The sequence below is a fragment of the Lysobacter sp. A286 genome (genome assembly GCF_054052105.1).
Window position 1 is genome coordinate 1,615,802 of sequence record NZ_JBSVRJ010000001.1, and the last position, 20,533, is coordinate 1,636,334.

General features: G+C 62.2%; 25 protein-coding genes. 10 read left to right on the forward strand and 15 right to left on the reverse strand.

Annotation, left to right across the window (positions count from 1 at the left end; genetic code table 11):
- Positions 1–529 precede the first annotated feature (529 nt).
- Positions 530–1,006: a hypothetical protein gene (locus ACW7G0_RS07465; protein WP_456988728.1), complete on the forward strand. Its 477-nt coding sequence runs from the start codon at positions 530–532 to the stop codon at positions 1,004–1,006.
- A 74-nt stretch (positions 1,007–1,080) separates the two neighbouring features.
- On the opposite strand, the gene ACW7G0_RS07470 is transcribed toward ACW7G0_RS07465, so the two are convergent.
- Entirely contained in the window at positions 1,081–2,664 is a 1,584-nt protein-coding gene (locus ACW7G0_RS07470; protein WP_456988730.1) for a S41 family peptidase, read from the reverse strand.
- A 100-nt stretch (positions 2,665–2,764) separates the two neighbouring features.
- A complete protein-coding gene (locus ACW7G0_RS07475) occupies positions 2,765–3,958 on the reverse strand; it encodes a c-type cytochrome (RefSeq protein ID WP_456988732.1) in 1,194 nt (397 codons plus the stop codon).
- 202 nt (positions 3,959–4,160) lie between these two features.
- On the opposite strand from ACW7G0_RS07475, the gene ACW7G0_RS07480 reads away from it, so the two are divergent.
- From ACW7G0_RS07480 to ACW7G0_RS07490, 3 genes are all read left to right on the forward strand, one after another.
- Entirely contained in the window at positions 4,161–4,823 is a 663-nt protein-coding gene (locus ACW7G0_RS07480; RefSeq protein ID WP_456988734.1) for a glutathione S-transferase family protein, read from the forward strand.
- A gap of 38 nt (positions 4,824–4,861) precedes the next feature.
- Positions 4,862–5,341: a VOC family protein gene (locus tag ACW7G0_RS07485; RefSeq protein ID WP_456988736.1), complete on the forward strand. Its 480-nt coding sequence runs from the start codon at positions 4,862–4,864 to the stop codon at positions 5,339–5,341.
- Between the two features lie 66 nt (positions 5,342–5,407).
- Positions 5,408–6,109, forward strand: coding sequence for a DUF899 family protein (locus ACW7G0_RS07490; protein WP_456988738.1), 702 nt, complete (start codon positions 5,408–5,410; stop codon positions 6,107–6,109).
- Positions 6,110–6,213: 104 nt separating this feature from the next.
- Here ACW7G0_RS07490 and ACW7G0_RS07495 read toward each other — a convergent pair whose 3' ends face one another.
- Positions 6,214–6,531 carry a YciI family protein gene (locus ACW7G0_RS07495; RefSeq protein ID WP_456988740.1) on the reverse strand — a complete coding sequence of 106 codons (318 nt, stop codon included), beginning with the start codon at positions 6,529–6,531 and terminating at the stop codon, positions 6,214–6,216.
- A gap of 109 nt (positions 6,532–6,640) precedes the next feature.
- On the opposite strand from ACW7G0_RS07495, the gene ACW7G0_RS07500 reads away from it, so the two are divergent.
- Positions 6,641–7,603 carry a diguanylate cyclase domain-containing protein gene (locus ACW7G0_RS07500; RefSeq protein ID WP_456988742.1) on the forward strand — a complete coding sequence of 321 codons (963 nt, stop codon included), beginning with the start codon at positions 6,641–6,643 and terminating at the stop codon, positions 7,601–7,603.
- 50 nt (positions 7,604–7,653) lie between these two features.
- Here the strand turns inward: ACW7G0_RS07500 and ACW7G0_RS07505 are convergent, their stop codons facing one another.
- From ACW7G0_RS07505 to ACW7G0_RS07525, 5 genes are all read right to left on the reverse strand, one after another.
- Positions 7,654–8,025, reverse strand: a complete 372-nt coding sequence (locus ACW7G0_RS07505; protein ID WP_456988744.1) for a hypothetical protein — start codon at positions 8,023–8,025, stop codon at positions 7,654–7,656.
- A 22-nt stretch (positions 8,026–8,047) separates the two neighbouring features.
- On the reverse strand, positions 8,048–8,326 hold the full coding sequence (locus ACW7G0_RS07510; protein ID WP_456988746.1) for a hypothetical protein: 279 nt from the start codon (positions 8,324–8,326) through the stop codon (positions 8,048–8,050).
- 192 nt (positions 8,327–8,518) lie between these two features.
- Positions 8,519–9,181, reverse strand: coding sequence for a DUF5666 domain-containing protein (locus ACW7G0_RS07515; RefSeq protein WP_456988748.1), 663 nt, complete (start codon positions 9,179–9,181; stop codon positions 8,519–8,521).
- Positions 9,182–9,191: 10 nt separating this feature from the next.
- A complete protein-coding gene (locus ACW7G0_RS07520) occupies positions 9,192–9,683 on the reverse strand; it encodes an RcnB family protein (RefSeq protein WP_456988750.1) in 492 nt (163 codons plus the stop codon).
- 68 nt (positions 9,684–9,751) lie between these two features.
- Positions 9,752–10,546 carry a TSUP family transporter gene (locus tag ACW7G0_RS07525; RefSeq protein WP_456988752.1) on the reverse strand — a complete coding sequence of 265 codons (795 nt, stop codon included), beginning with the start codon at positions 10,544–10,546 and terminating at the stop codon, positions 9,752–9,754.
- Between the two features lie 177 nt (positions 10,547–10,723).
- On the opposite strand from ACW7G0_RS07525, the gene ACW7G0_RS07530 reads away from it, so the two are divergent.
- Positions 10,724–11,437, forward strand: coding sequence for an SIMPL domain-containing protein (locus tag ACW7G0_RS07530; RefSeq protein ID WP_456988754.1), 714 nt, complete (start codon positions 10,724–10,726; stop codon positions 11,435–11,437).
- Positions 11,438–11,521: 84 nt separating this feature from the next.
- On the opposite strand, the gene ACW7G0_RS07535 is transcribed toward ACW7G0_RS07530, so the two are convergent.
- The gene (locus ACW7G0_RS07535; RefSeq protein WP_456988756.1) at positions 11,522–12,112 is read right to left on the reverse strand and encodes an NADPH-dependent FMN reductase; all 591 of its coding nucleotides are present in this window, start codon (positions 12,110–12,112) and stop codon (positions 11,522–11,524) included.
- Between the two features lie 126 nt (positions 12,113–12,238).
- On the opposite strand from ACW7G0_RS07535, the gene ACW7G0_RS07540 reads away from it, so the two are divergent.
- Positions 12,239–12,559 carry a hypothetical protein gene (locus ACW7G0_RS07540; RefSeq protein WP_456988758.1) on the forward strand — a complete coding sequence of 107 codons (321 nt, stop codon included), beginning with the start codon at positions 12,239–12,241 and terminating at the stop codon, positions 12,557–12,559.
- A gap of 17 nt (positions 12,560–12,576) precedes the next feature.
- Here the strand turns inward: ACW7G0_RS07540 and ACW7G0_RS07545 are convergent, their stop codons facing one another.
- Positions 12,577–13,068, reverse strand: a complete 492-nt coding sequence (locus ACW7G0_RS07545) for a hypothetical protein (RefSeq protein ID WP_456988760.1) — start codon at positions 13,066–13,068, stop codon at positions 12,577–12,579.
- A 183-nt stretch (positions 13,069–13,251) separates the two neighbouring features.
- Between ACW7G0_RS07545 and ACW7G0_RS07550 the strand changes: the two genes are divergently transcribed.
- The 3 genes from ACW7G0_RS07550 (at position 13,252) to ACW7G0_RS07560 (ending at position 15,794) form a co-directional block, all read left to right on the forward strand.
- Positions 13,252–14,193, forward strand: a complete 942-nt coding sequence (locus ACW7G0_RS07550) for an HNH endonuclease (protein WP_456988762.1) — start codon at positions 13,252–13,254, stop codon at positions 14,191–14,193.
- Between the two features lie 295 nt (positions 14,194–14,488).
- Positions 14,489–15,379 (forward strand): nuclease-related domain-containing protein, encoded by an 891-nt coding sequence (locus ACW7G0_RS07555; RefSeq protein ID WP_456988764.1) that lies wholly within the window; start codon positions 14,489–14,491, stop codon positions 15,377–15,379.
- Positions 15,380–15,518: 139 nt separating this feature from the next.
- Complete coding sequence (locus tag ACW7G0_RS07560) at positions 15,519–15,794, forward strand: hypothetical protein (RefSeq protein ID WP_456988766.1); 276 nt, start codon at positions 15,519–15,521, stop codon at positions 15,792–15,794.
- A 180-nt stretch (positions 15,795–15,974) separates the two neighbouring features.
- On the opposite strand, the gene ACW7G0_RS07565 is transcribed toward ACW7G0_RS07560, so the two are convergent.
- The 5 genes from ACW7G0_RS07565 to ACW7G0_RS07585 form a co-directional block, all read right to left on the reverse strand.
- Positions 15,975–16,646 (reverse strand): HNH endonuclease, encoded by a 672-nt coding sequence (locus ACW7G0_RS07565; protein ID WP_456988768.1) that lies wholly within the window; start codon positions 16,644–16,646, stop codon positions 15,975–15,977.
- Entirely contained in the window at positions 16,621–17,862 is a 1,242-nt protein-coding gene (locus ACW7G0_RS07570) for an AAA family ATPase (RefSeq protein ID WP_456988770.1), read from the reverse strand. Before ACW7G0_RS07570 ends, ACW7G0_RS07565 begins: the two co-directional genes overlap by 26 nt.
- Before the next feature lie 87 nt (positions 17,863–17,949).
- Positions 17,950–19,107, reverse strand: a complete 1,158-nt coding sequence (locus tag ACW7G0_RS07575; RefSeq protein ID WP_456988772.1) for a hypothetical protein — start codon at positions 19,105–19,107, stop codon at positions 17,950–17,952.
- Positions 19,108–20,187, reverse strand: coding sequence for a nucleoid-associated protein (locus tag ACW7G0_RS07580; protein WP_456988773.1), 1,080 nt, complete (start codon positions 20,185–20,187; stop codon positions 19,108–19,110).
- Positions 20,188–20,347: 160 nt separating this feature from the next.
- Positions 20,348–20,533, reverse strand: a complete 186-nt coding sequence (locus ACW7G0_RS07585) for a hypothetical protein (RefSeq protein ID WP_456988775.1) — start codon at positions 20,531–20,533, stop codon at positions 20,348–20,350.

Sequence of the window (20,533 nt, forward strand, 5' to 3'; positions counted from 1 at the left end):
TCTCGGCCAGCGCGCAAGCTCGGACCTCTGCGAACATCCAGTCTGGCGAGACCTTGGTGACACCGCGACGCAACGCCAGAAGGTGTGGCGCCAGGTGCTGGACGAAGCACTCCCGCCCGAAGAACTGGCGGAGATCCGCCTCTACCTCCAGCAGCAGCGGGCGCTGGGCCGCAACGTCTTCAAGGCGATGGTCGCAGCAAAAACCCGGCGCTTCGCCTCCGCGCGGCCGGCTCATCGCCCGCGGAGAGAACCAGACCCGAGGGGTAAGTGAACTTGACCCCGTTTTACACGACCCCGTTTTACACGATCGGCTCGGCGGGCAGTCGGCGTTCAGTGCGGTGGAGGAAGCGCTGGCGCAGGGGGAGTAAGGCAATCGGTTTTACTCCAGTACGCATTGCAGGGGATCGAATGGCAGGCCACGCCATCCGTTCGACATTCTCTTGCCCTTTATTGTCATGGACATGGTCGGTGGCCATGCCATACAGTTCCGTTACCCGTGGGGACGGGCAAACAAAAAGGGGACGAATTAATGCGTAATGTTCTGACTGCAGCGATGATCGCGGGTATCGCCTGTGCAACTGGCTGTGCCACCTACCAGGCAGGTGGTGCCGACCGAAGTGCAACTCTGAAAAAGTTCGAGTCAATTCCGGATAAAGGAAGCGTTTACGTTTGCAGGGAGTCGGCCCTCCTCGTCGCCCGTGGGGTCAAGAGCGAGGTCTACATCGACAACGAGAACATTGGCACATTGAAAGTCAACAGCTTCGTTCATACAGCCGTCGAGCCCGGAAAACATGGCGTGCTGTTACGACATGACGGCATGAACCACGGAGCCGGCGGATTCGAGACATTTGAGATCAACCCCGGTGAGATTCGCTTCTTCTGGGTTGGCGTTACCGGAAACGGTTTTGGTGTGTTGACAGTGGATGACTTTGAAACCCAAGCCGAAGCCCGGGATTGCGTGATCAACGCAGAATATTCCATACCGGCGCCGCCAACCGCACCCTAGTCGACCAACAGAACGGCGGCAGGTTCACTTTCCCGCCGAACGCGGCCAGATCGAGAAGTGAACCTGATCCCGTTTTACATGGGCTGATCAGGTTCGGCCTTGAAGTTCATCGTCACGTTGCGCGAGAACACGTCCTCGAACCCCGCATAAGGCAACGGGCTGGACTTGACGATCGCTGTCTGGATCGACTGCCGGAAACCCGGGTCTACCGGACAGCCCGGGTCGAACGCGATCTCGATGACTTCACCCCCGGGCAGCTGCCGGACGTGCACCTTGCACGCATCCATCGCCAATGCGCTTTCGGGGTACACCCACCGGTCGACGACGTGCGCCTGCAGCGTTCTCGCGTAGCGCTCCAGCCGCGACGCGGGGGTTCGCTCCGCCGCAGGCGCGTCCGGTGTGATATCGGCCAGACCGTGGACGATCAGGACAGCCTTCGCGACAACGGGGTCTGTAATGCTCTGGCCGCTATCTTCCTGCTGCGGCAGCGCAAGGCTGGGCGCACTGAGGGCCCGCGGCACCGGCGTGAAACCCCGGGCCGGAGCGATGGGGTCCGAAACCGCCACCCGGACGGCCGGGGCCCTTGGCGCGGCGTTCAACGGCAGTTCGTAGTTCGGAGTGACTCCCACACCATCCAGCGGATGTCCGTTGAGCCGGAACATTTCGGCGATCGTGAGAGAAAGCAAGCCATAGCGGCGGGGTCCGGAGCCCCACGCATCCAGGTCGACCGGGTTCTGGATGGTGCCGCGGCCGAACGTCCGCTCTCCCAGCAGGATCCCGCGGCCATGGTCCTGCAGCGCGGCCGCCAGCATCTCCGCGCCCGCGGCCGTTTCGCGATCGACCAGGACACCCAGCCGACCCTCCCACTGGCTCACGGCTTTGGAGCTTTCGACGCCGACGCGTCCGCCCGCCTCGCGGATCTGCATCACCGGCATCGGTCCAAGGAACAGGCCAGCCAACTCCACCACCTCGCGCAGCGCCCCGCCCTCATTGCCACGCAGGTCCAGCACCAGCGTCTCGACACCATCGCGATTGAACCGGGCAAGTGCCTCCGATACGTCGACGCTGATGACCTGCTGCGGGGTCGAATGCAGGTGGGAAACGGCGATGACGCCGATACGCTCGCCGCCCGCCTCAACCACGCTTGATCGGACCGACGCGAGTGGCTCGTCGGCCGCACCCGGTGCGGCCTGTGTCGGCGCTTCGACGAACGGACTCCTGTAGGAGCCGTCACCGTCGCTGCTCCTGGCATAGGCGTTGAGAAACACCTCGAGGATCCCGTCCTTGTCCTGCGGTTCGCCGCCGACGTTCGTACGGGCCGCGGCAATCTCGTAGACGGGCTCGAGCGCACCACGCCTGATTGCGGTGTCGAGCTTGAACCGGTGCTTCTCGAGCGCCTGCAGATCCGCCGGGGCGAAGCGCACTCCCTCGGGGTCGAGCGCATCCACATACGCGTCGAAAATCTCGCTCGAAAGCGCATCGTCGAGCTCGTGGGGGCGATAGGCGTAGCGCGTGTCCGACATCAGGCCGTAGGCAAGCTGGGCGGTGGTCGATCGATCCTTCTCGGACGACTCCTGTGCGTGGGCCGCCACCGGACTTGCGCCCAGGAAAACCACGCCCGCCAAAGCAAGCGCCATGCTGCTGATCTTCGCGTTCAAAGCCGACTCCCCTTGCTGCCGCGACTATAGCAACACACTTCTCTTTCGCCTCATGGACAAGGCGCGGGTTGCGCCGCCAAGGGTCTGCGTGCGGGAGCCCCTACAACGTCTTCAGGTACTCGACCAGGTTCTCGCGTTCGTCCGCGGTCAAGCCAAGCGCCAGCGTCTCGTCGTAATGCTCGACCACCTCGGCGAGCGTGGCCGCGCTGCCGTCGTGGAAATACGGTGGGTGCTGCCAGAGGCCGCGCAGCGGCGTGGTGCGGTAGGCCTTGTTGGCGGTGCGCGCTGCGTACGCGCCGTCCATGCCGGTCTCCTCCGGCGCGTGCAATAGGCCGGAGATGTTGTCGGTACGGGTCTTGGCGACGTGGCAGCCCATGCAGTTGCGCGCGAACACCGGGAAGCCGCGCCGCGCGGCGACGCGGTCATAGCTGCCCACCGGCGGCGGCGGTGCCTCAAGGCTGAGCTGGTAAGCGCGCAGCGCCGGCAGTTTCGGGGTGACGAGGTCGGGCGTCTGGCGCACGTCGATGCCCAGGCGCGGATCGGAGAAGTTGCCCTGCCCGCCCATCTGGGTCACCGCGACGTAGGCGTTCCAGTACGACACCGTGCCGTCGCCGGTGAAGGTCTCGTTGCGGATGTGGCGCAGCCCGTAGGCCGGCGGCAGCACGATCGGCGTGTTGAGGCCGTCGATGTTGAAGCGGGGATCGTACTTGCCCGGCCCCCAGCTCATGTACACCGCCCTGTCCTCCGGCGACACCGCAGGCGACAGCGCGATGATGAAGCCCGGGTCGAGGTCGACGTTGGCCCAGCCGTCCATGCGGCGGCCGATGCCCGGCCCGATCGAATCGTCGACGCTGGAATGGCACAGCGCGCAGGTGATGCCGAGCCGGGTGATGCGGCCGTCGGCGTCGACGTCGGCCTTGATGCCGAGCACCGCGTCGAGACTCAGCAGCGCCGCGGTGGTGGCCGGATCGCTCAGGTCAGCGGTCTCGAGGATACCCGGCGGCAGCGCCTCCGAATCGACCTTGAGCCCGACCGCGAGCGCGGTGATTGGATCGATCGTCGCAACCACTTCGTGCATACGCAGGCGGTCGGTCCAGAGCTGCTCGTCGCCGAAGGTGTCGTAGCGGAATATCTGCTGGCCTTCGGCAATGAGCGCCGGCGTCAGCGCCGGGTTCGCGGGGTGCTCGGCGGCCTGCGCCTGGCCCTCCGATGACAGGCCGCAACCGGCGCTCGCCGCGGCCGCGAGGGTGATGAGCAATCCAGGCAGGGCCGGGTGGATAACGACATTCGACATGACGCCTCTCCGATGGATCGCGACGGCCGGACCGGCAGTGCGGAACGTCACTGCGTCCGCCTCGCGAGGTGGGGCTTTGAACGTTACCGGGCGTGTGTCGAAATGCGAGTAGGGTATGTGTAAAGGCGTGGCTGCAAGCGGAAACGGTGTCGAATCGCGGCGCCTCCGTTCGTCGCACAGGTAAACCCACCAGGAGCCCCACATGCCCGCTGCCTGCCCCCGCCTGTACGCCCACCCGTTTTCCTCCTACTGCCAGAAGGCGCTCATCGCGCTGTACGAAAATCAGACCCCGTTCGACTACCGCAACCTGGAAGACGCGCAGGCCAATGAGGAATTGGCGGCGTTGTGGCCGATGCGTCGCTTCCCCGTGCTGATCGATGGCGAGCGCACGGTGATCGAGGCGACCTGCATCATCGAGTACCTCGACCTGCACTACCCCGGGCCGGTGAGGTTGATTCCGGCCGATCCCGACACCGCGCTGCAGGTGCGAATGCTCGACCGCTTCTTCGACAACTACATCTCCACCCCGCAGCAGAAGTTCGTCATCGACCGCCTGCGTCCCGAAGCCGAACGCGACCCGCGCGGCGTCAACGACGCCCGCGCGATGCTCGAGACCGCCTACGCCTGGCTGGACCGGCACATGGCGACGCGCGAATGGGCCGTCGGCGAGGCGTTCTCTCTGGCCGACTGCGGCGCGGCACCGTTCCTGTTCTACGCCGACTGGACGCATCCCATCGCCCCCGGCTTCGCCCACGTTCGCGCGTATCGCGAACGGCTGCTCGCGCGACCATCGTTCAAGCGAGCCGTGGACGAAGCGCGGCCCTACCGTGCGTATTTCCCGTTGGGGGCGCCGGATCGGGATTGAAGCACCGTTTCACCGCCCCATTGCTTAGGAGACGCGAGATGATCAGCAAAAACACGATTTGTCTTTGGTATGACGGCACCGCGCTTGATGCCGCGACGTTCTACGCCGAGACCTTCCCCGACAGTTCGGTGGACGCCGTCCACCACGCGCCCGGCGACTTTCCCGACGGCAAGCAGGGCGACGTCCTGACCGTCGAGTTCACCGTGATGGGCATCCCCTGCGTCGGACTGAATGGTGGCCCGGCGTTCAAGCACGACGAGGCGTTCTCGTTCCAGGTCGCCACCGACGACCAAGAAGAAACCGACCGTCTGTGGAACGCGATCGTCGGCAACGGCGGCGAGGAAAGCGCCTGCGGCTGGTGCAAGGACAAGTGGGGCCTGTCGTGGCAGATCTCGCCGCGCGTCCTGATCGAAGCGGTCACCGACCCCGACCCCGCGGCGGCCAAGCGCGCATTCGACGCCATGATGACGATGCGCAAGATCGACATCGCCACCATCGAGGCGGCACGGCAGGGCTGACCATCCCGTGATGCCCGTGATCACCAGCTCGCCGGCCCGCGGCCTAGTTGGAGTAGGAGGAATGTCATGAAAGTATCAGCGACTCCGAGAATCGTTAGCCGTGACGAGTGGGAACAGGCTCGCGCTGAACTACTGGTCCGTGAGAAGGCGCACACTCGCGCCGGCGATGAACTAGCCGCCGCTCGGAGGCGGCTCCCGATGATGCGGATGGAACCGGTCATGGTCGTGGGTCCGGACGGCCCGGTCCATCTGCACGATGTGTTCGAAGGCCGGCGCATGTTGATCGTCTACCACTTCATGTGGAACCCGGGCGCACCTCACCAAGGACAGTGTGAAGGCTGCACGCACAGTCAGACGGCAATGAACTCGGCCGTCCGCTCCTATCTGGCCGAACGCGACGTGAGCTACGCCGTATTCAGCAGTGGTCCGTGGGCCGAGATCGCTGCCTACCGAGATTTCATGGGTTGGACGACGCCGTGGTACTCGACAGCCAACTCAGGAGAGGTGCTGGCGACCCGAAACGGGGGCGACCTCCGCTGCTACGTTCGAGACGGCGAAGCGGTGTTCCAAACGTACGAAACGAAGTGGCGGGGGATTGAGGCCATGCTGCCCTCTCTCCAACTGCTTGACCTCACTGCCTACGGTCGACAGGAGACGTGGGAGGACTCGCCGGTCGGCTGGCCGCAACAGGACGAGGCCGGGTCGTGGTGGCGGCGTGACGGCCGGCCAGTGGCTCAGTGGACGCGCACCAGCGCACAGGCCAAATAGAATCGCTGCTCCAACCCGTAGCTCGGTTCGCGCCCAGGCAACGCGAAGGCCCTAACGGGGTCAGGTTGAGATGACCCGTTTTTCACGTTTTTCATTGCTGTCCTTCAGTTCGCGGCTTTCTCGGCGGCGAGTGCCGGGGCGGCAGGGCCTAGCAAGGGCACCCACTCGCGGATGTCGCTGGTGGCTACCACGCCCTGGGTGACGAACGGATCCCTGTCCACGATTGCCTGGATGGCCGCTCGATCATCCACGCGGAAGATCAGCAAGCCGCCGCGCGCGTCGCCGGGACCCCAAGGTCCGGCAGCGATGAGCGTGCCGGCGTCGACAAGGCCGCGCAGGTGCTCAAGGTGTGCGGGACGCGTGGCGTCCTGGAGCGCCACGTCGGGGCTGTAGGAATACACGAGGGCGAAAGTCTTGGCCATGATGGATTCTCCTGATGGTTGTGCGGAACGCACGGAGTGTGTGGGCATGATCGCTGCTGTGTTGCACTGCAGAACGCGCGGGAACCGTTCACCGTCCCTATGTTGTTCGATGGCCATGCCCAAGGCGACGTTCTATGCTTTGCGCGTTGGCGGAGCCCTTGAAGACACAGCAAACGGACGCCCCCTATCCGGAAACCGCATGAACCCGACGTTGCCTCTGCCCTCCGAAATTCTCGATCTGCTCCCCGATACGGTGTGCGTGGTCGACGCCGAGGGCCGGCTCCTGTTCGCCAGTGCCAGCTTCGAACGCGTCTTTGGCTACGGCCGCGACGAAGTGCTGGGCCGGCACATATTCGACCTGGTGCATCCAGATGATCGTGCGGCGACCCGTCAACAGGCGGAAATGGTCATGGGCGGCACGGTGCAGCGCCACTTCCGCAACCGCTACGTTCACAAGGAAGGACACAGCGTCGACATCCAGTGGTCAGCCCGCTGGCACGCCGAACACGGTGTGCGCATCGCTATTGGCCGTGAGGTGACCGACCTGCGACGCGCAGAACGCGAGCTCGAACATCTCGCCAGCCACGACCAGTTGACGGGGCTGCCGAACCGCCACCGCCTGCAGCGTGAAATGCAGCACGCGCTGGATCACGCGGCACGGAGCGGTAGCAGCTTGGCGTTGCTGTACCTGGATCTCGATGGGTTCAAGACGGCCAACGATCGTGGCGGCCATAACGCGGGTGATCGGGTGCTGTGCGAAGTCGCGACCCGGTTGCAACAAGGCATACGTCACGGTGATCTGATTGCACGTATCGGCGGCGACGAGTTTGTCGTCCTGCTGCCAGGCTGCGACGATGCCGCAGCCGCCCGCGAGATCGCCAACATGCTGCGGGCCCGTTTGCGCTCTCCCTACGCGCTGCCCGATGGCGCACTACAGCTCGATGCCAGCGTTGGAATCGCCTGTTTTCCGGCGGACGGAAACGACTTGGAGTCCCTGCTGGCTCACGCTGATCACGCGATGTATGCCGACAAGCGCATGCGGGCCACACGCTGTGACGTCATATCGGTGTGATCCGCCGGCTATGGCGACGCATGCACGATCTCCCGGCTAGCGCGGGGGCGCTACTGCACCGGCGACAGACGGTGGGCCGCGTCACCACACACCACCAACCCGCCCTCGCCCGCTGCGGCACCCACCGCCTGTACGCGCATGCCGACGGCCAGCGATTGCACGTCCACCGGCGGCGCCTTGCACAGGCTCCAACGGGCCGGGAGTTGCACCTTCACATCGCCGCGCCCGTCGGCGTCGACCTGCACGGTGGCGTTGCCGTCGTAGGTCCACGGCTGCAGGTCGATGGCGGTGATGGTGCCTTCGATCCGCAGCGGGCCATCCGCCGGCCCGGCAACGTCGGGCGTGGTGGTGGTGCAGGACGCGGTGGCCAGCGCCATGGCAAGCGCAAAGGTGAGCGGAAGCGCGGCGGCGGTACGGGTCATCGGGGTTCTCTCTGTGGTTGGATCAATCGCGCCTGAGGGCGCGCGCTGCATCAGCCGCGGCCTGCAGGACGCGCACGTAATCGACACGGGTTTTCGGGGCGTTGCCTCCAGCGGTCTCCAGCCCATGGACAAACGCCTCCATCAACGCCGGCGCGTTGTACTGGTCGGCCAGCTCGCCCATCGTCTTGGCCACGGCAGCGCGCAGATGCCAATCCACGTTGACGCCCTTCTCGGCTTCATTGGCGAGATCGACGACGCGCAGCAGATGCGGCGTCACGAGACCGACGACGGTGACTCTCATTTCTTCAACTCTGCGTTCGGAAGGATGGAAGATTAACCCGGCAGCCACCGCTGCGGGGGCATCGCTTGAAGCACGTGCCGAGCTGCGCGTAGCCGTCCAGCGCCACGTCCATCGCATCGCTGCCGACGGTGCTCGACACCGACCCCACCCGGTAAATCAGCGCCATTCTGTTCGGCCTGCGCGACACGCCCATCATCGCCGGACCGAGCGCTCCACGACGATGCGCTCAGCCAGCCATTCGTTGTTGCCGATCCGCCGCGCCTCGATCCGAACCAGATCCCCGCGCTCAAGGTCCTCCGGGCGGTAGCGGCGACCCTGGTACTCGACCGCGGTGCGGCTGTCGTAGCGCACTCGCGTCGCGTTGCCGTAGCCGCCGCCGTCCAGGGCGATCACTCGCGCCCGCGGGTCGACAAAGGCGACCGGGCCGCGCAGATCCTGGCCGTAGCCGCCGCCATACCCGCCATCGCGGACATTGCGCACGACCTCGATCGAGCGCGCCAAGAGTTCGCGTCCCGACGAGGCGACATCGATCCGGATGACGTCGCCCCGCTCCAGGCCCCCCACCGGGTGCTCGCGCCCCTGGTAGAACAGGCGGGTGCGCTGGTCGTAGCGGACCTCTGTGCGCTCTGAGCGCCGGGTGCGCGGGTCGTCGACGACCAGCACGATGCGGCCGTAGCGTGTGTCGACGTCCTCCACGGTGCCCTGCAGCTGGCTGCCGTACTGCCCGGGGTAGCCCGGGTCGGACTGTCCGTATCCACCGGGGTAGCTGCCGGAACCGCCGGGACTCACGCAACCGGCGAGGAGCAGGACGCTGATGGACAGCACCATGGCGATGCCGCGGATCACGTGGTTCATGGCTGCCCCCTCAGTCGCCCAGGATGCTCGATATCAGGCCCGTGGCCATCTGCACGAGGTAGTAGGTGTCATCGCCCTGATAGGGACGCACCCACCTGTACCCGTCCGGCGGCACGGCCAAGTCGTAGTCGCGATAGTCCCGCACGTAGTAGCGATCGGCCAGGTAGTCGCGCGGGATGTATTCACCACGCGCCCAGCGGCGGTGCTCGCGGACATCCTTGCGCCACTCGCGCTCGGCCTCCTGGCGGTCCTTCCAGTACTCACGCTCGTCCTCGCGGCGATCCTTCGCGGCCTCCCGCATGTCCTCGCGGCGGTCTTTCTCGTACTCCCGGCGGTCCTTCTCGTACTCGCGGATGGCCTCGCGGCGGTCCTTCAAGTGCTCGCGCTGCGCCTCCTGGTACTCCTTTCGCGCCTCCTTGCCACGGTCATCGTCGGCAAAAGCGTTGCCGGAGAAGGCGACGGCGACGGCCGCCAGTGCACTCGCAATCAACAGCTTCTTCATTGGTGTGCTCCCGGGGAACTGAAACCCGACCGTAAGCGGCGCCGCCTGAACGCGGCCAAATCGCGAAGTTAACCTGACCCCGTTTTTGCCATCACCCACGCCGTCAACGGATTCGCCGGATCCGCCAGCAACTTGACCGTCAACGCCAACGCCATCACCACCAGCAGCGGCCGGATCACCTTGCCGCCGACGCGCAGCGCCAGGCGCGCACCGACCTGCCCGCCGGCCACGCTCGACACCGCCATCAGCAAGCCGATCGCCCACAGCACGTGGCCACCGATCGTCAGCGTGATCAGCGCCGCGATGTTGCTGGACAGGTTGAGGAACTTGGTATGCGCGGTGGCGGAGACCAGCCCCATGCCGAACAGCGCGACCAACGCGGTGGCCAGGAACGACCCCGCGCCCGGGCCGAAGAAGCCGTCGTAAAAGCCGATCGCCGTGGCGAGCCCGACCAGCGCGCCGGTGCCGAACCGACTGTGGCGGTCCTCTTCCGAAGCCTTAGGCGCGACAGTGAAGTAGATCACCATCAGGATCAGCAGCACCGGGATCAGCCCGGCCAGGAACGCGGAATCGATGCGTTGCAGCGTCCACGCGCCCAGCGTCGACCCGACAAATGCACCGACCGCCGGCTTGGCGAAGCGCTTGAAGTCGATGCGCCCCTTGCGCGCGAATGCATGCACCGCGCTCGCGGTGCCGAAGGTGCTCTGCAGCTTGTTGGTGGCGATCGCCTGGATCGGCGGCACGCCGGCCGCCATCAGCGCCGGGATAGTCAGCAGCCCACCGCCGCCCGCGATCGCGTCGATGACGCCTGCGATGAAGGCAACGCCCATCAGCAGCGCGATGGCCTCGATTCCGAATTCCATGTGGATCCACTCTGGTGAGCCGACCCCTTTACGCCGAGGTATCGACATCTTCAACAGCGCTCGGCAAGCGCCCCGGGAGTTTAACCGGGCCGGCGTGGCGGCGCGGACACTGGACGCGCTGTGCCAGCGCACCGCACTCTCTCCAATCAAACAACCACCTGCCCCACGGAGCCACATATGCGCCAATGGATGCTTGCCGCCGTACTCCTCTCGCTGGCTCCCGCCGCCGCCATCGCCGGCACCCCTCTGCCTGACGCGCCACACGTCGTCGTGCAGGGCGAAGGCGAGGTCAGCGTGGCGCCGGACGCGGCGATCATCTCCATGGTGGCGCGTCACCGTGCCTCAAACCCCGGCGAGGCCAAGCGCGTGGTCGACCGCGCGGTGGAGGCGCTGCTGAAAGCCGCACCGGGATTCGATGTGGACCCCGACGACATCACCGCCTCGGACCTCGCACTGCGCGAGGACATCGATTACGACGACAACGACCGGCCGCTGCCTCCAGCCCACGTCGCCAGCCGCGAAGTGAAGGTCAGGCTCGACGACCTCGACACACTCGGGGCCTACATGGACGCGGCACTGGCCGCCGGTTTCACGGACATCGCGGACGTGACCTTCAAGTCCAGCAAGGAGGCCAGCCTGCGCGAAGAAGCACGCGCCCGCGCCGTCGCCGATGCCAGGGAGAAGGCGACCGGCCTCGCCAACGCGTTCGGCGGCAACCTCGGGCCGGTGTACAGCATCAACAGCGTGAACTCGGTGCAGGCGCACGGCTACGGCAACACCACACTGGACCGCATCCAGGTCACCGGAACACGCATGGACAGCGGGCGCTACCTGCAACCGACCATCGACTTCACCGAGCGGGTATCGGCGGTGTTCGAGATCTCGCGCTGAGCCCTAGCCATGAAGCATGACGCCGGATCCTGGTCAAACGGGGCCACCTCAACCTGACCCCGTTTCCCCCGTTTCCCTCACAATTCAATACGGCGGCGCCCGACGCACCTTCTGCAAACGCGCGGCCTCGGCCCACCACGTCAGATCATCCGCGAAGCGGGCAAAGCTGCGTTCGAGCGACTTGCCGGCCGCTTCCAGAGGTTGGCCCTGGTCGTCCAGGGTCTTTGCAATCGGCCCGGCCTCCACCGTGCTGGAGATCACCACCATGCCCATTTCCGACAGGGTGCCGTGCCAGGCGGTATTCGCGCGCGCACCGCCCAGGCGCCCGGCTGAATAGCTGACGATACCGGCGGGACGCCAGAACCACTCCTCCAGGAAGTGGTCGGCCAGGTTCTTCAGGCCCGGCTGCATGCCCCAGTTGTACTCGCCGGTGACGAACACAAAGCCATCGGCACCGCGGATCTTGCCGGCCAGCGCTTCCATTGCCTCCGGTGCCTGGCCCTCCGGATACTCCTTGTACATGCGGTCCAGCATCGGCAGGCCGACCGCCCTGGCATCGATCAACTCGGCGTCGATGCCGCGCGCCTGAAGCGTGCGCACGCAATAGTCGGCCAGGCGGATGCCCATGCGGTCGGAACGATAGGAACCGTAGAACACCAGGATGCGTTGGGACATGACCTTGCCTTCGAGGGGGAACGGTGTCTGCGCTGGATCATCGCATTTAGGGCGCCACGAAGACGGGCAACGGCAGTTCCGCCAGCCCCAGCGCAGCGCCGCCCAATGCCTGGTCCGGTACGGATTGTGAGGAATCGGGTCGGGCCGCACATCCGCGACCAGATCGACAACGACGTCCGGAAGCGCGTCGGCCTGCCTCAGCACCGCATGGATGCGGTCTGGAACCTCGTCAACGAGGTCGCGGACGTCGCGCCTCGAGTCTGGAACCTCGCCGCTGCGGTCGCGGACGTGAAAGACGGGGTCCTGAACCTCGGTGACGAGGTCTGCAACGTCGGGGATGCGGTCTCGAACCTAGTTGACGAGGTTCGAGACCTCATTTTCGCCGGAGATGACCGCATGATCGGCACCAGATACGAAAAAGCCGCCCGAAGGCGGCCTTTTCATTGACGCGTTTGCCTACGACCTCAGGCGGGCGTCATTTCGGGCACCGGCACCGGCTCGACGGCCTCGCTACGGCTGCCACGCTTGAAGCGCGTGCCGAGCTGCCGGCGCAGGTCGTCCAGACCGTGGTCGCCGCCGGACAGCTTGAGCTGCGCGTAGCCGTCCAGCGCGACGTCCATCGCATCGCTGCCGAGCAGGTCGACGGTGTCGGACATGCGCGCGACCAGCTTCTGCAGGTCCTCCAGCAGCGGGCGCAGGCGGTCGAGCGTGGCGAGGTCCGCCGACGCCCCGGCCAGGTCCAGGCTCGGCGGCACGATCTGCGGATTGGCCGTCATCACCCGCAGCGTCTGCCGGACGAACACCTCCGAGCGCGGGCCCATGTAGATGATGTTGCGGCGCTCCGAATCCGGAATCGCCACCAGCCCGGTCAGCGCGGTGGCCAACTGGTCCAGCCCGGCGCGGGCGGTGGTGACCTGGTCGTCGGTGAGGTCGAGTGAAATGTAGTTCTGGGACACGGTGATCTCCTTGTCGATCCATGTGTGAATCCGGCGAGTGCCGGATGCGTCCTTGCTCCGCCGCGGTCCGTGTGGCGTGTGGGTGATCGCGGGTACGGGGCGATCGGAGCGGGGGAATGGTTACACAGACGAACTAGTGCAGTCACTTGTAATACCCTGGCCAGATCGTTGAAGGGGACGTCGATGAGTTTCTGGTGGGTTAATCACAAGCAGACCCGCGAGCACGAGGTGGGCGGTGGCTACATCTGGTCGCCTTACCGAAACGCGAACGGGGCTTTCAACCAGACCTACGAAAACATGCGGCATGTGAAGGTCGGAGACATCGTCTTCTCCTTCGCGCACGGGTACATCGGAGCGGTCGGCCGGGTCACCGCAGCTGCGACGCCCTCTCCCAAACCGCTGGAGTTCGGGAGCGTCGGGGACTACTGGTCGGATGAAGGTTGGCTGGTTGAGGTGGAGTTCGTCGAGGTGCCGAAGGCACTCAAACCGGGCGACCATATCGACGCAATTGGCCCTTTGCTCCCTAGCCGCTACTCGCCGATCCAACAGAACGGTCACGGCAATCAGGGTTGCTATCTCGCCGGCATCTCCGACTCACTCGGTCACCTCATAATGGCGCTGACGCAAGCCGATGAGCTGCCACTTTCGACGGCCAGCTTCGTCCACGAACCCGAGCCCGACGCCGAAATACTGGCAGACCTGCACCGCATCGAGGACGACCCAAACGTCCCGGTGACCCAGCGTATCCAGTTGGCCAAGGCCCGCGTTGGTCAAGGCCTGTTCCGGAAGCGCGTCATCCTGCTGGATCAGACCTGCCGCGTGACCGGCGTCAGCGATAAGCGGGTGTTAATCGCCAGCCACATCAAGGGTTGGAAGGACTCAAGCAACGCCGAGCGGATTAGCGGCTACAACGGCGTGCTGCTGTCGCCGCACGTCGACGCATTGTTCGACGATCATTTACTTACGTTCGAGGACAACGGCCAAATGCATGTGCATCTTTCACTTCCTGAAGATGTACTGGAACGCTGGTCGATCGACCCGAGGCGACAAGTAAGATCCTTTTGTCCCGAGCAGTCGCGATTTTTGGCTCACCATCGCTCTGTCTTTGCTCAAAAGATCGCCTGAGAACCCGCCCTTTCCGCAGGATGATCTGACCCCTTGGAGAACACACTGAAGAGGTCATTAGACTGAGCTGCGTTAATTTCGCCTCGGCCAGATCGAGAAGTGAACCTGACCCCGTTTTTCCGGTACTGGACCAGCACAAGGAAAAGACTCCTCACGATGCCATCATCCGCGAGAAGTTCAACACCTACCGATTTTCCGAACACAAGGAGAAGGTCATCGACCTGCTGATGCGCGCCACACGCGCGAGCGTGGAAACCCAGGTCATCGTTGAGACCATGCGCAAGGAGGCCATTCGATGATGGGCAACCTCCTGCTGCTCGGCGCCTTCGCAGTATCGGTGGTGCTGATGATCATCGGCGTCGCCGGACTCAAGGTGTGGCGTCGACGAGAGGCCCGACGCTCGCCTCTGCATGGTCGAAAGCTGGCGAACCTCCCGGGCCAGCAACTGATCGCCCGCGTGAACGATCACGGTGACAATCTGCTGCTTGCCGGCCTGGTCATGTATCTCTCCTTCCCCATGATGCTGTTCGCCTGGGCGATCAGCCGTGTGAAATGGGAAACAGTTCGGTTCGGAATCGCCGAACTTATCTTCGTGATTAGTGCCTTGGGAGTGTTCGCCTATGGAATGCGCAGCTTTGCCCGCCACTGGGATGCTAGGACCAAGGCTCGCGACGGTTTGGTAGCCGAGCAGATGACCGGCCAGCTGCTAAATCGCCTCATCGGTCCCAACTGCATCGTGGCTCATGACCTGCCTTGCGATGGCTTTAACATCGACCACATCGTCATCGCCCCACGCGCCGTCTATGCCGTGGAGACAAAGTCCTTCCGCAAGCCGCGTGGCTCCGCCGACGACTCCCACTACAAAGTCACATACGACGGTCAATCCTTGCGCTTCCCGGACTGGAAGGACGATGCCCCGATCATCCAAGCGCGCCGTCAAGCTCAATGGCTCGCACGCTATCTCCGCGAATCATTAGGCCGGGAGGTTCCCGTGATTCCCACCGTCGCCCTGCCCGGCTGGTGGATCGAGCGGACGGATCCGGCACGACATTTCGACGTTCGCGTGTTTACACCGATGGGCCGCGGCGCGGAATTTATGCTCGGTGGGCAAGAAGCGTTGGATGCCACAAGTCGAACACTAGTCGCCCAAGCAATCGCACTGCGATACCCAGAAGTTGGGAATTGACCAGTCGGAATAATTCAATGAAGCAAGTACGCGCGGAACGGCAGAACGGGGTCAGCTTCACTTTCCCGCCGAACGCGGCCAGATCGAGAAGTGAACCTCACCCCGTTTTTTTATTTCATCCTTCAACAGGAGTAACGGCGTGTCCGACCAAAATAATTTCACGCAAGAAGATTACGACCAAGCGCTTAAGAACGTAGAAGATCAGAGAGAAACATTCAGGACAGCGTCTGAGAAGCAGGGAACATCTCATTCAGACAAATACAAAACTCTGATCAACATCAAACTGGAAAAGCTGAAGGAAATCAGAGACGCCATGGTGGCTGCCGGAACGCTGTCTGGAACCACGCCCAAGGTGAAGATGGAAGTCCTTTCATCACAGATTAGAGACGTGTGGAGCGAACGCCAGGACGATTAGGCTGCGCAACTAACGAGCCAGTGACTGCTGCAGTGATAACGGGGCCAAGTTCACTTTCCCTACGACGCGGGTTAGCAATTCTCGAGCCCCTCACCGACTTCGAAAAAAAACTGAAAGAACTACGGAATAAGTGAACCTGACCCGTTTTTAATATCGGAGCAAGTGAACCTGACCCCATTTTTATTGCCCAAACTCTTCAGCTAGAGATCTAACCTCTAGAACAGCCTCGCCAAAGTCATCTGGCGAGTCCAATCCCTGCGCCTGATCGAAGCTATTAACCTCCAGCCCGCGCAGATTGAAGTAGTCGTACGTGTACGCCCCTTTTGAACTTCCCGGTACGGCCGTGTACTTGACGAGCACCGCTTCGTCCACCTCTTGCGCCAAGCGCGACATATGGTCACGAAACAGATCGAAGTTCGGATGGATAAAGCGATAGTTCGCGCTCTCCGCGAAAAGCGTGGCGTCATCAGGGACTACGACGAAATCGGTTCTACCTTTCTTGTACTCCATGTTGCACCGCTTGCAGGCAATACCCAAGTTCCACATTGTGTAGGACAAGGACCTGTAAGCCGGGATCGATTTGGGGAGGACATGCTCCCTATCGGTCATAAAGGGGCCACCTCCATGAAGATTGACGCGACAGTAGCAACATTTGTTGCCATGACGCTGGAGGTGATGATCGCGGATCTTCGCCTTGACCCTGGCAAGCAACTTAGATTGTGCCCTACCCGGATTCCATCCCCACGGATCGTCGGTGGCTAGAGCAGACGTGAGTAGCTCCTGCTCATCGTCAGTTAGGGTGAAAGCGTCAAGCGTTGGTAAATACTTATCGACCATCGCTGATTTTTCCATCCCGCTGCGCCTCGACCTTGTCGAGAAGCTTTCTGACTGCAGCAAAAAAGCTCTGCTGACGTTGATCGAAGCTTTCTCTTTCCATCTTTGCGATAAGCGCCAGCACCACTTCCTTCGGAACCTCGCCCTTCTCGAAACGGGAAACCTCATCGACGATCTGCTCGCTGACGAAGTGGTTCGCCGGCGTCACGACATCGAAGGCACGCCAAAGCACCTCCTCAATGCTGCCCAGCGAGCTGTCGGTGCTATCGATAGGTAGGCGCTGAGGAATGCCATCCCTCACCACGAACACCGACACATGGTCCGACCTATTCGCAAGTGCGCCCGTCACCACTAAGGGGGCATGGGTGGCCACAATAACCGTTGGATTGCGATAGCTCAAAGCCGTCAAGACTTTGTCGACGTATTCCCGCTGCCACTTCGGATGTAGGCTGTTTTCTGGTTCATCAATGATAACGATCGGGTCCGCACCCACACTAGTTATCAGGAACAGAAGCGAGGAGATCAGTGCCAACTGTCCCGAACTCGCGTGCTGCATTTCGATAGCATCGCTGTCTGTACGCGGTTGCAGATAAACGCGTATGCCGCGCAGAACGTTCCACGCGCGCAACTTGGATTCGAGCCTCAGAACAGAGGCAAATTCTCGCGAACGACTGAAGTCAAGGATCTTTTCGGAAGCATCAATCCATATGGGCTCCAACGGATCGTGCCGCTGGAAGAACGCCAAGGCCAGATCAAAATCGGCAACCTGTGGACCATCCGGCGCGTTTACGGATGACAGATTATGCGCGACCCCGTCGATTTCCTCGACGAACGGACTCGTCAGTTGCGACCAAATTTCCCTAGGGTTCTTACCATAAAACAGCCCTGGATCGATGCGGAAACCGAAACGCGCCCGATAGCCGCAATACTCGAGAATAGAGCTCATCTGATGAAACTCAGCACCGGAGCCTGCAAGCGACCGGGCCACTGCCTTCTTGACGATAACCCTCGGGGAGCCTCCGATCCTCCCGACTGATATGCGCCGTATTCCTCGCAAACCAACAAATCGATCGTGAGGCGTATTACACACGATCACAACGCTTCGATCATTGCGGTGATATTCCGCTAGATTGCGGAGGAACAAACTTTTTCCAGATCCGTTCGGCCCAACCATTATCGAGACCGATTCTGTCATAGCCGGGTTATCATCTAAACCAAGGCTGCTCAGCATCATTACGGATCACCATGAGAAATTAGCGTCGAGCTAACAAGTGTAGGTTCTACCCTCCGCTTTACCCGAGGTTTCAAGATAGTTACCCAGTTAGCTGACAGGCAGATAGAGCAGATAGACATACACCACGACAGTCGCAACGAAGCCAAGCACCACGATAGCCTGCACGATGGCGATAATTCGCTTCTGCGATGTAATCCTATTGCGAAGATAACGAAAGGTCGTTTCGAACAAATCCATGATGCGCTCATGGTCTTTGGCGATCGCCGCTTCACGCCGGCCAATCTCCTCCTCAAGTACGGCAAGCGTGTGCCGCTGATTGATCACCAGCAGCCAGAAAAGCACGACGAAGATCGCGCTACCAAGCAAAACCCCTGTGTTGATCCAGAACTGGCTATTTAGCCCTTCGGCACGCTTCATTTGAGTAGTCACGATCACAGTCGCAACCGGGATAGCTAGCAGCTGACTCTGAATATCCGAGAAGGTCTTGTGGATCTTCGTGGTGAACTCGATATGCGCATCTTGGATGTCATTCTTGACCTTTTCATAAGAGAAATTTGAGCAAAATAATCGATAGCTCTCAGTCACTGTACGAGTCACATCGTCCAGATGACTCAACAGCTCGGTGAAGCGCGCTTGCGGCTCCACTCGACCTGCCGCCTCCTGTACGGCGCTGGCAAGCATGGCAAACTTCTGATCGCGGTGCATATCTTCATTGAACAACGCAGCAAGCCTATCGATGACGCTCGGCAACCTATCGGCGAGATCGGCAACCGTATAACGAATCGGCACAATGAAGCGACCATTCTGGACGAACACCAGCTCACCTTGTGACTCGTCCAAATAGGCGGCGGCCCTCTTCAACAAGTCGATGAACTCCAGCGCCGCACGGTAACGACCGATGATTTCCGGCGGCTCGGGATCGTCTTTTGCGCGAAGCGGGTTGAGCAGGAAATAGCGAGACGGCTCGCGCAATTGACCCGCTTCCACTAGCTGTGCGACATCGTGCAAGAGCAAGCCCACGCCGCGTCGCGGTGCGTTGAACTGCAAACGAATGGTTTGACCCTGCGCCAAATCGCTCGGGTCACCTGATAAGACCGCAAGGCCAGTATCATCGGGATCCCGCTGGAGCAGATTGCTCAACAACGCAAGTGTTGGAGCATCGCCAATGTACACGTCGGCAACCGCGTCATGGTCCGGATTGACCATGCGGTACAGCGACACGAGCTTGTCGAAAAGCTTGCTCAATTACTCTTCCCGGTCTTCATCTTCGTGTTTGAGGCGAGCAATCAAATCGACAGGAACGCCGCGCAGAGTAATAGTCTGGTCCTCCGCGTTGTAATGAACATTGCCTTTTGACAGTGCTTCACGATCGAATTTTAGTTCCCAGTGATCGCCCTTGCCACGAAAGTGCACTAATCCCTGCAGGCCGCGTTTGTTCACGACAAACCCGTCGCTGAATGGATAGTCCGACTCCACGATGGCACGCTGCAGTGCCGCCGGCTCCTTCGGCCAGAGTTCGTTACAAAACGCTTCGGTGTCTAGCGGCTCCGAGTTGTCTGCCATCTTCCGGCAGTGCGCGTCCACGCGCCAGAAAAATTGGTCGCGTTCTTCTTCGCTTAGCGGTGCGCCATTGATCGTCGCGGTGCTGGCAAAACCACGAATTGCATTGGTCAGGTGCTGCGTGTCCGCGAGATTAGGTATGGCCGTATCGCAACCGAGGAAGGCCATGAAGTAGTTCGATACATCCTTCGTGCCCTTGAGAAAGCTCACGTAGCGATCCGATTGCTCGCGCCACCCCGTGACATCGATGCGACCCGCGAAGCGGAAGCCTTTGAGGTCTAGGTGCTCGGACTCTCGCAGATCTTTCTGTCGGCTGAGGGCAATGTCCACTTCGTCGGTGACGATTGCGATCAGCAAGAACTCCCGGCCATCTCCTTCGATATGGGCGAAGAACACATGACCGCTCGTCGCCGCCTTTCCCTGCACCTTGTCGCAAAGTAATTCGGCCATACGTTTCGTGAAAGCGCAGAAATCGCCCTCTTGGTCGAGCAGGTAAGCCTTCGCATGCTTCTGCGAGGGCGCCTTTTCCTCATCGCCGTTGAACTTGCCGTGCGACTTCGCGTGGCGACTGCGATACACCGAATAGAGGGTGTCGACCAGACGTTGTGCGAGCGCCGTTTTCGGTAGTTCGTCCTCGCGTGCGTCGACGCTGGCTTTCGAGCCTTGCACCACCATCGAATGGACGATGGCATGTTTCAATGCCGTGAGTGGCACATATGTCTCTGGATTGGCGTGAGCTTGATCGCTCCCCTGTGTTTCTACCATCGCGATAACTCCTCCCTTTGCAATGTGGTGGCGCCCTATGTGGCAGTCCCGCCAACGCACCATTCCGTATCGGTGTCGCAAAGACTGCGATCGCAGCACATTCACGACCCTACCAGCTAACTGACGCTCCGGCGCCAAAGAAAGCGCGGGCCGTCGCATATCAACGACGCGCTTCCACCACTTCCATCAGTTCAACCCGCGCTTCGAACGAATCACGCACACCGGACGGCGCATCCGGCAGGCCGCCCTCGCGCACGAGCAGCGTTTTGGGCTCGCGCTCAGTGGGTCGGAAAGCCGGTTTGTGCGACGAGATCTCCTCCTTGATCTGGTCGACCAGCCGGCCCAT

Excerpts from the sequence above, each read along its gene's own strand:
- ACW7G0_RS07580 (WP_456988773.1), bottom strand. The coding sequence starts at position 20,187 with ATGGTAGAAACACAGGGGAGCGATCAAGCTCACGCCAATCCAGAGACA.
- ACW7G0_RS07480 (WP_456988734.1), top strand. The coding sequence starts at position 4,161 with ATGCCCGCTGCCTGCCCCCGCCTGTACGCCCACCCGTTTTCCTCCTAC.
- ACW7G0_RS07500 (WP_456988742.1), top strand. The coding sequence starts at position 6,641 with ATGGCCATGCCCAAGGCGACGTTCTATGCTTTGCGCGTTGGCGGAGCC.
- ACW7G0_RS07485 (WP_456988736.1), top strand. The coding sequence starts at position 4,862 with ATGATCAGCAAAAACACGATTTGTCTTTGGTATGACGGCACCGCGCTT.
- ACW7G0_RS07570 (WP_456988770.1), bottom strand. The coding sequence starts at position 17,862 with ATGATGCTGAGCAGCCTTGGTTTAGATGATAACCCGGCTATGACAGAA.
- ACW7G0_RS07515 (WP_456988748.1), bottom strand. The coding sequence starts at position 9,181 with ATGAACCACGTGATCCGCGGCATCGCCATGGTGCTGTCCATCAGCGTC.
- ACW7G0_RS07525 (WP_456988752.1), bottom strand. The coding sequence starts at position 10,546 with ATGGAATTCGGAATCGAGGCCATCGCGCTGCTGATGGGCGTTGCCTTC.
- ACW7G0_RS07535 (WP_456988756.1), bottom strand. The coding sequence starts at position 12,112 with ATGTCCCAACGCATCCTGGTGTTCTACGGTTCCTATCGTTCCGACCGC.
- ACW7G0_RS07585 (WP_456988775.1), bottom strand. The coding sequence starts at position 20,533 with ATGGGCCGGCTGGTCGACCAGATCAAGGAGGAGATCTCGTCGCACAAA.
- ACW7G0_RS07490 (WP_456988738.1), top strand. The coding sequence starts at position 5,408 with ATGAAAGTATCAGCGACTCCGAGAATCGTTAGCCGTGACGAGTGGGAA.
- ACW7G0_RS07475 (WP_456988732.1), bottom strand. The coding sequence starts at position 3,958 with ATGTCGAATGTCGTTATCCACCCGGCCCTGCCTGGATTGCTCATCACC.
- ACW7G0_RS07505 (WP_456988744.1), bottom strand. The coding sequence starts at position 8,025 with ATGACCCGTACCGCCGCCGCGCTTCCGCTCACCTTTGCGCTTGCCATG.
- ACW7G0_RS07565 (WP_456988768.1), bottom strand. The coding sequence starts at position 16,646 with ATGGAAAAATCAGCGATGGTCGATAAGTATTTACCAACGCTTGACGCT.
- ACW7G0_RS07495 (WP_456988740.1), bottom strand. The coding sequence starts at position 6,531 with ATGGCCAAGACTTTCGCCCTCGTGTATTCCTACAGCCCCGACGTGGCG.
- ACW7G0_RS07555 (WP_456988764.1), top strand. The coding sequence starts at position 14,489 with ATGATGGGCAACCTCCTGCTGCTCGGCGCCTTCGCAGTATCGGTGGTG.
- ACW7G0_RS07465 (WP_456988728.1), top strand. The coding sequence starts at position 530 with ATGCGTAATGTTCTGACTGCAGCGATGATCGCGGGTATCGCCTGTGCA.
- ACW7G0_RS07530 (WP_456988754.1), top strand. The coding sequence starts at position 10,724 with ATGCGCCAATGGATGCTTGCCGCCGTACTCCTCTCGCTGGCTCCCGCC.
- ACW7G0_RS07520 (WP_456988750.1), bottom strand. The coding sequence starts at position 9,683 with ATGAAGAAGCTGTTGATTGCGAGTGCACTGGCGGCCGTCGCCGTCGCC.
- ACW7G0_RS07550 (WP_456988762.1), top strand. The coding sequence starts at position 13,252 with ATGAGTTTCTGGTGGGTTAATCACAAGCAGACCCGCGAGCACGAGGTG.
- ACW7G0_RS07510 (WP_456988746.1), bottom strand. The coding sequence starts at position 8,326 with ATGAGAGTCACCGTCGTCGGTCTCGTGACGCCGCATCTGCTGCGCGTC.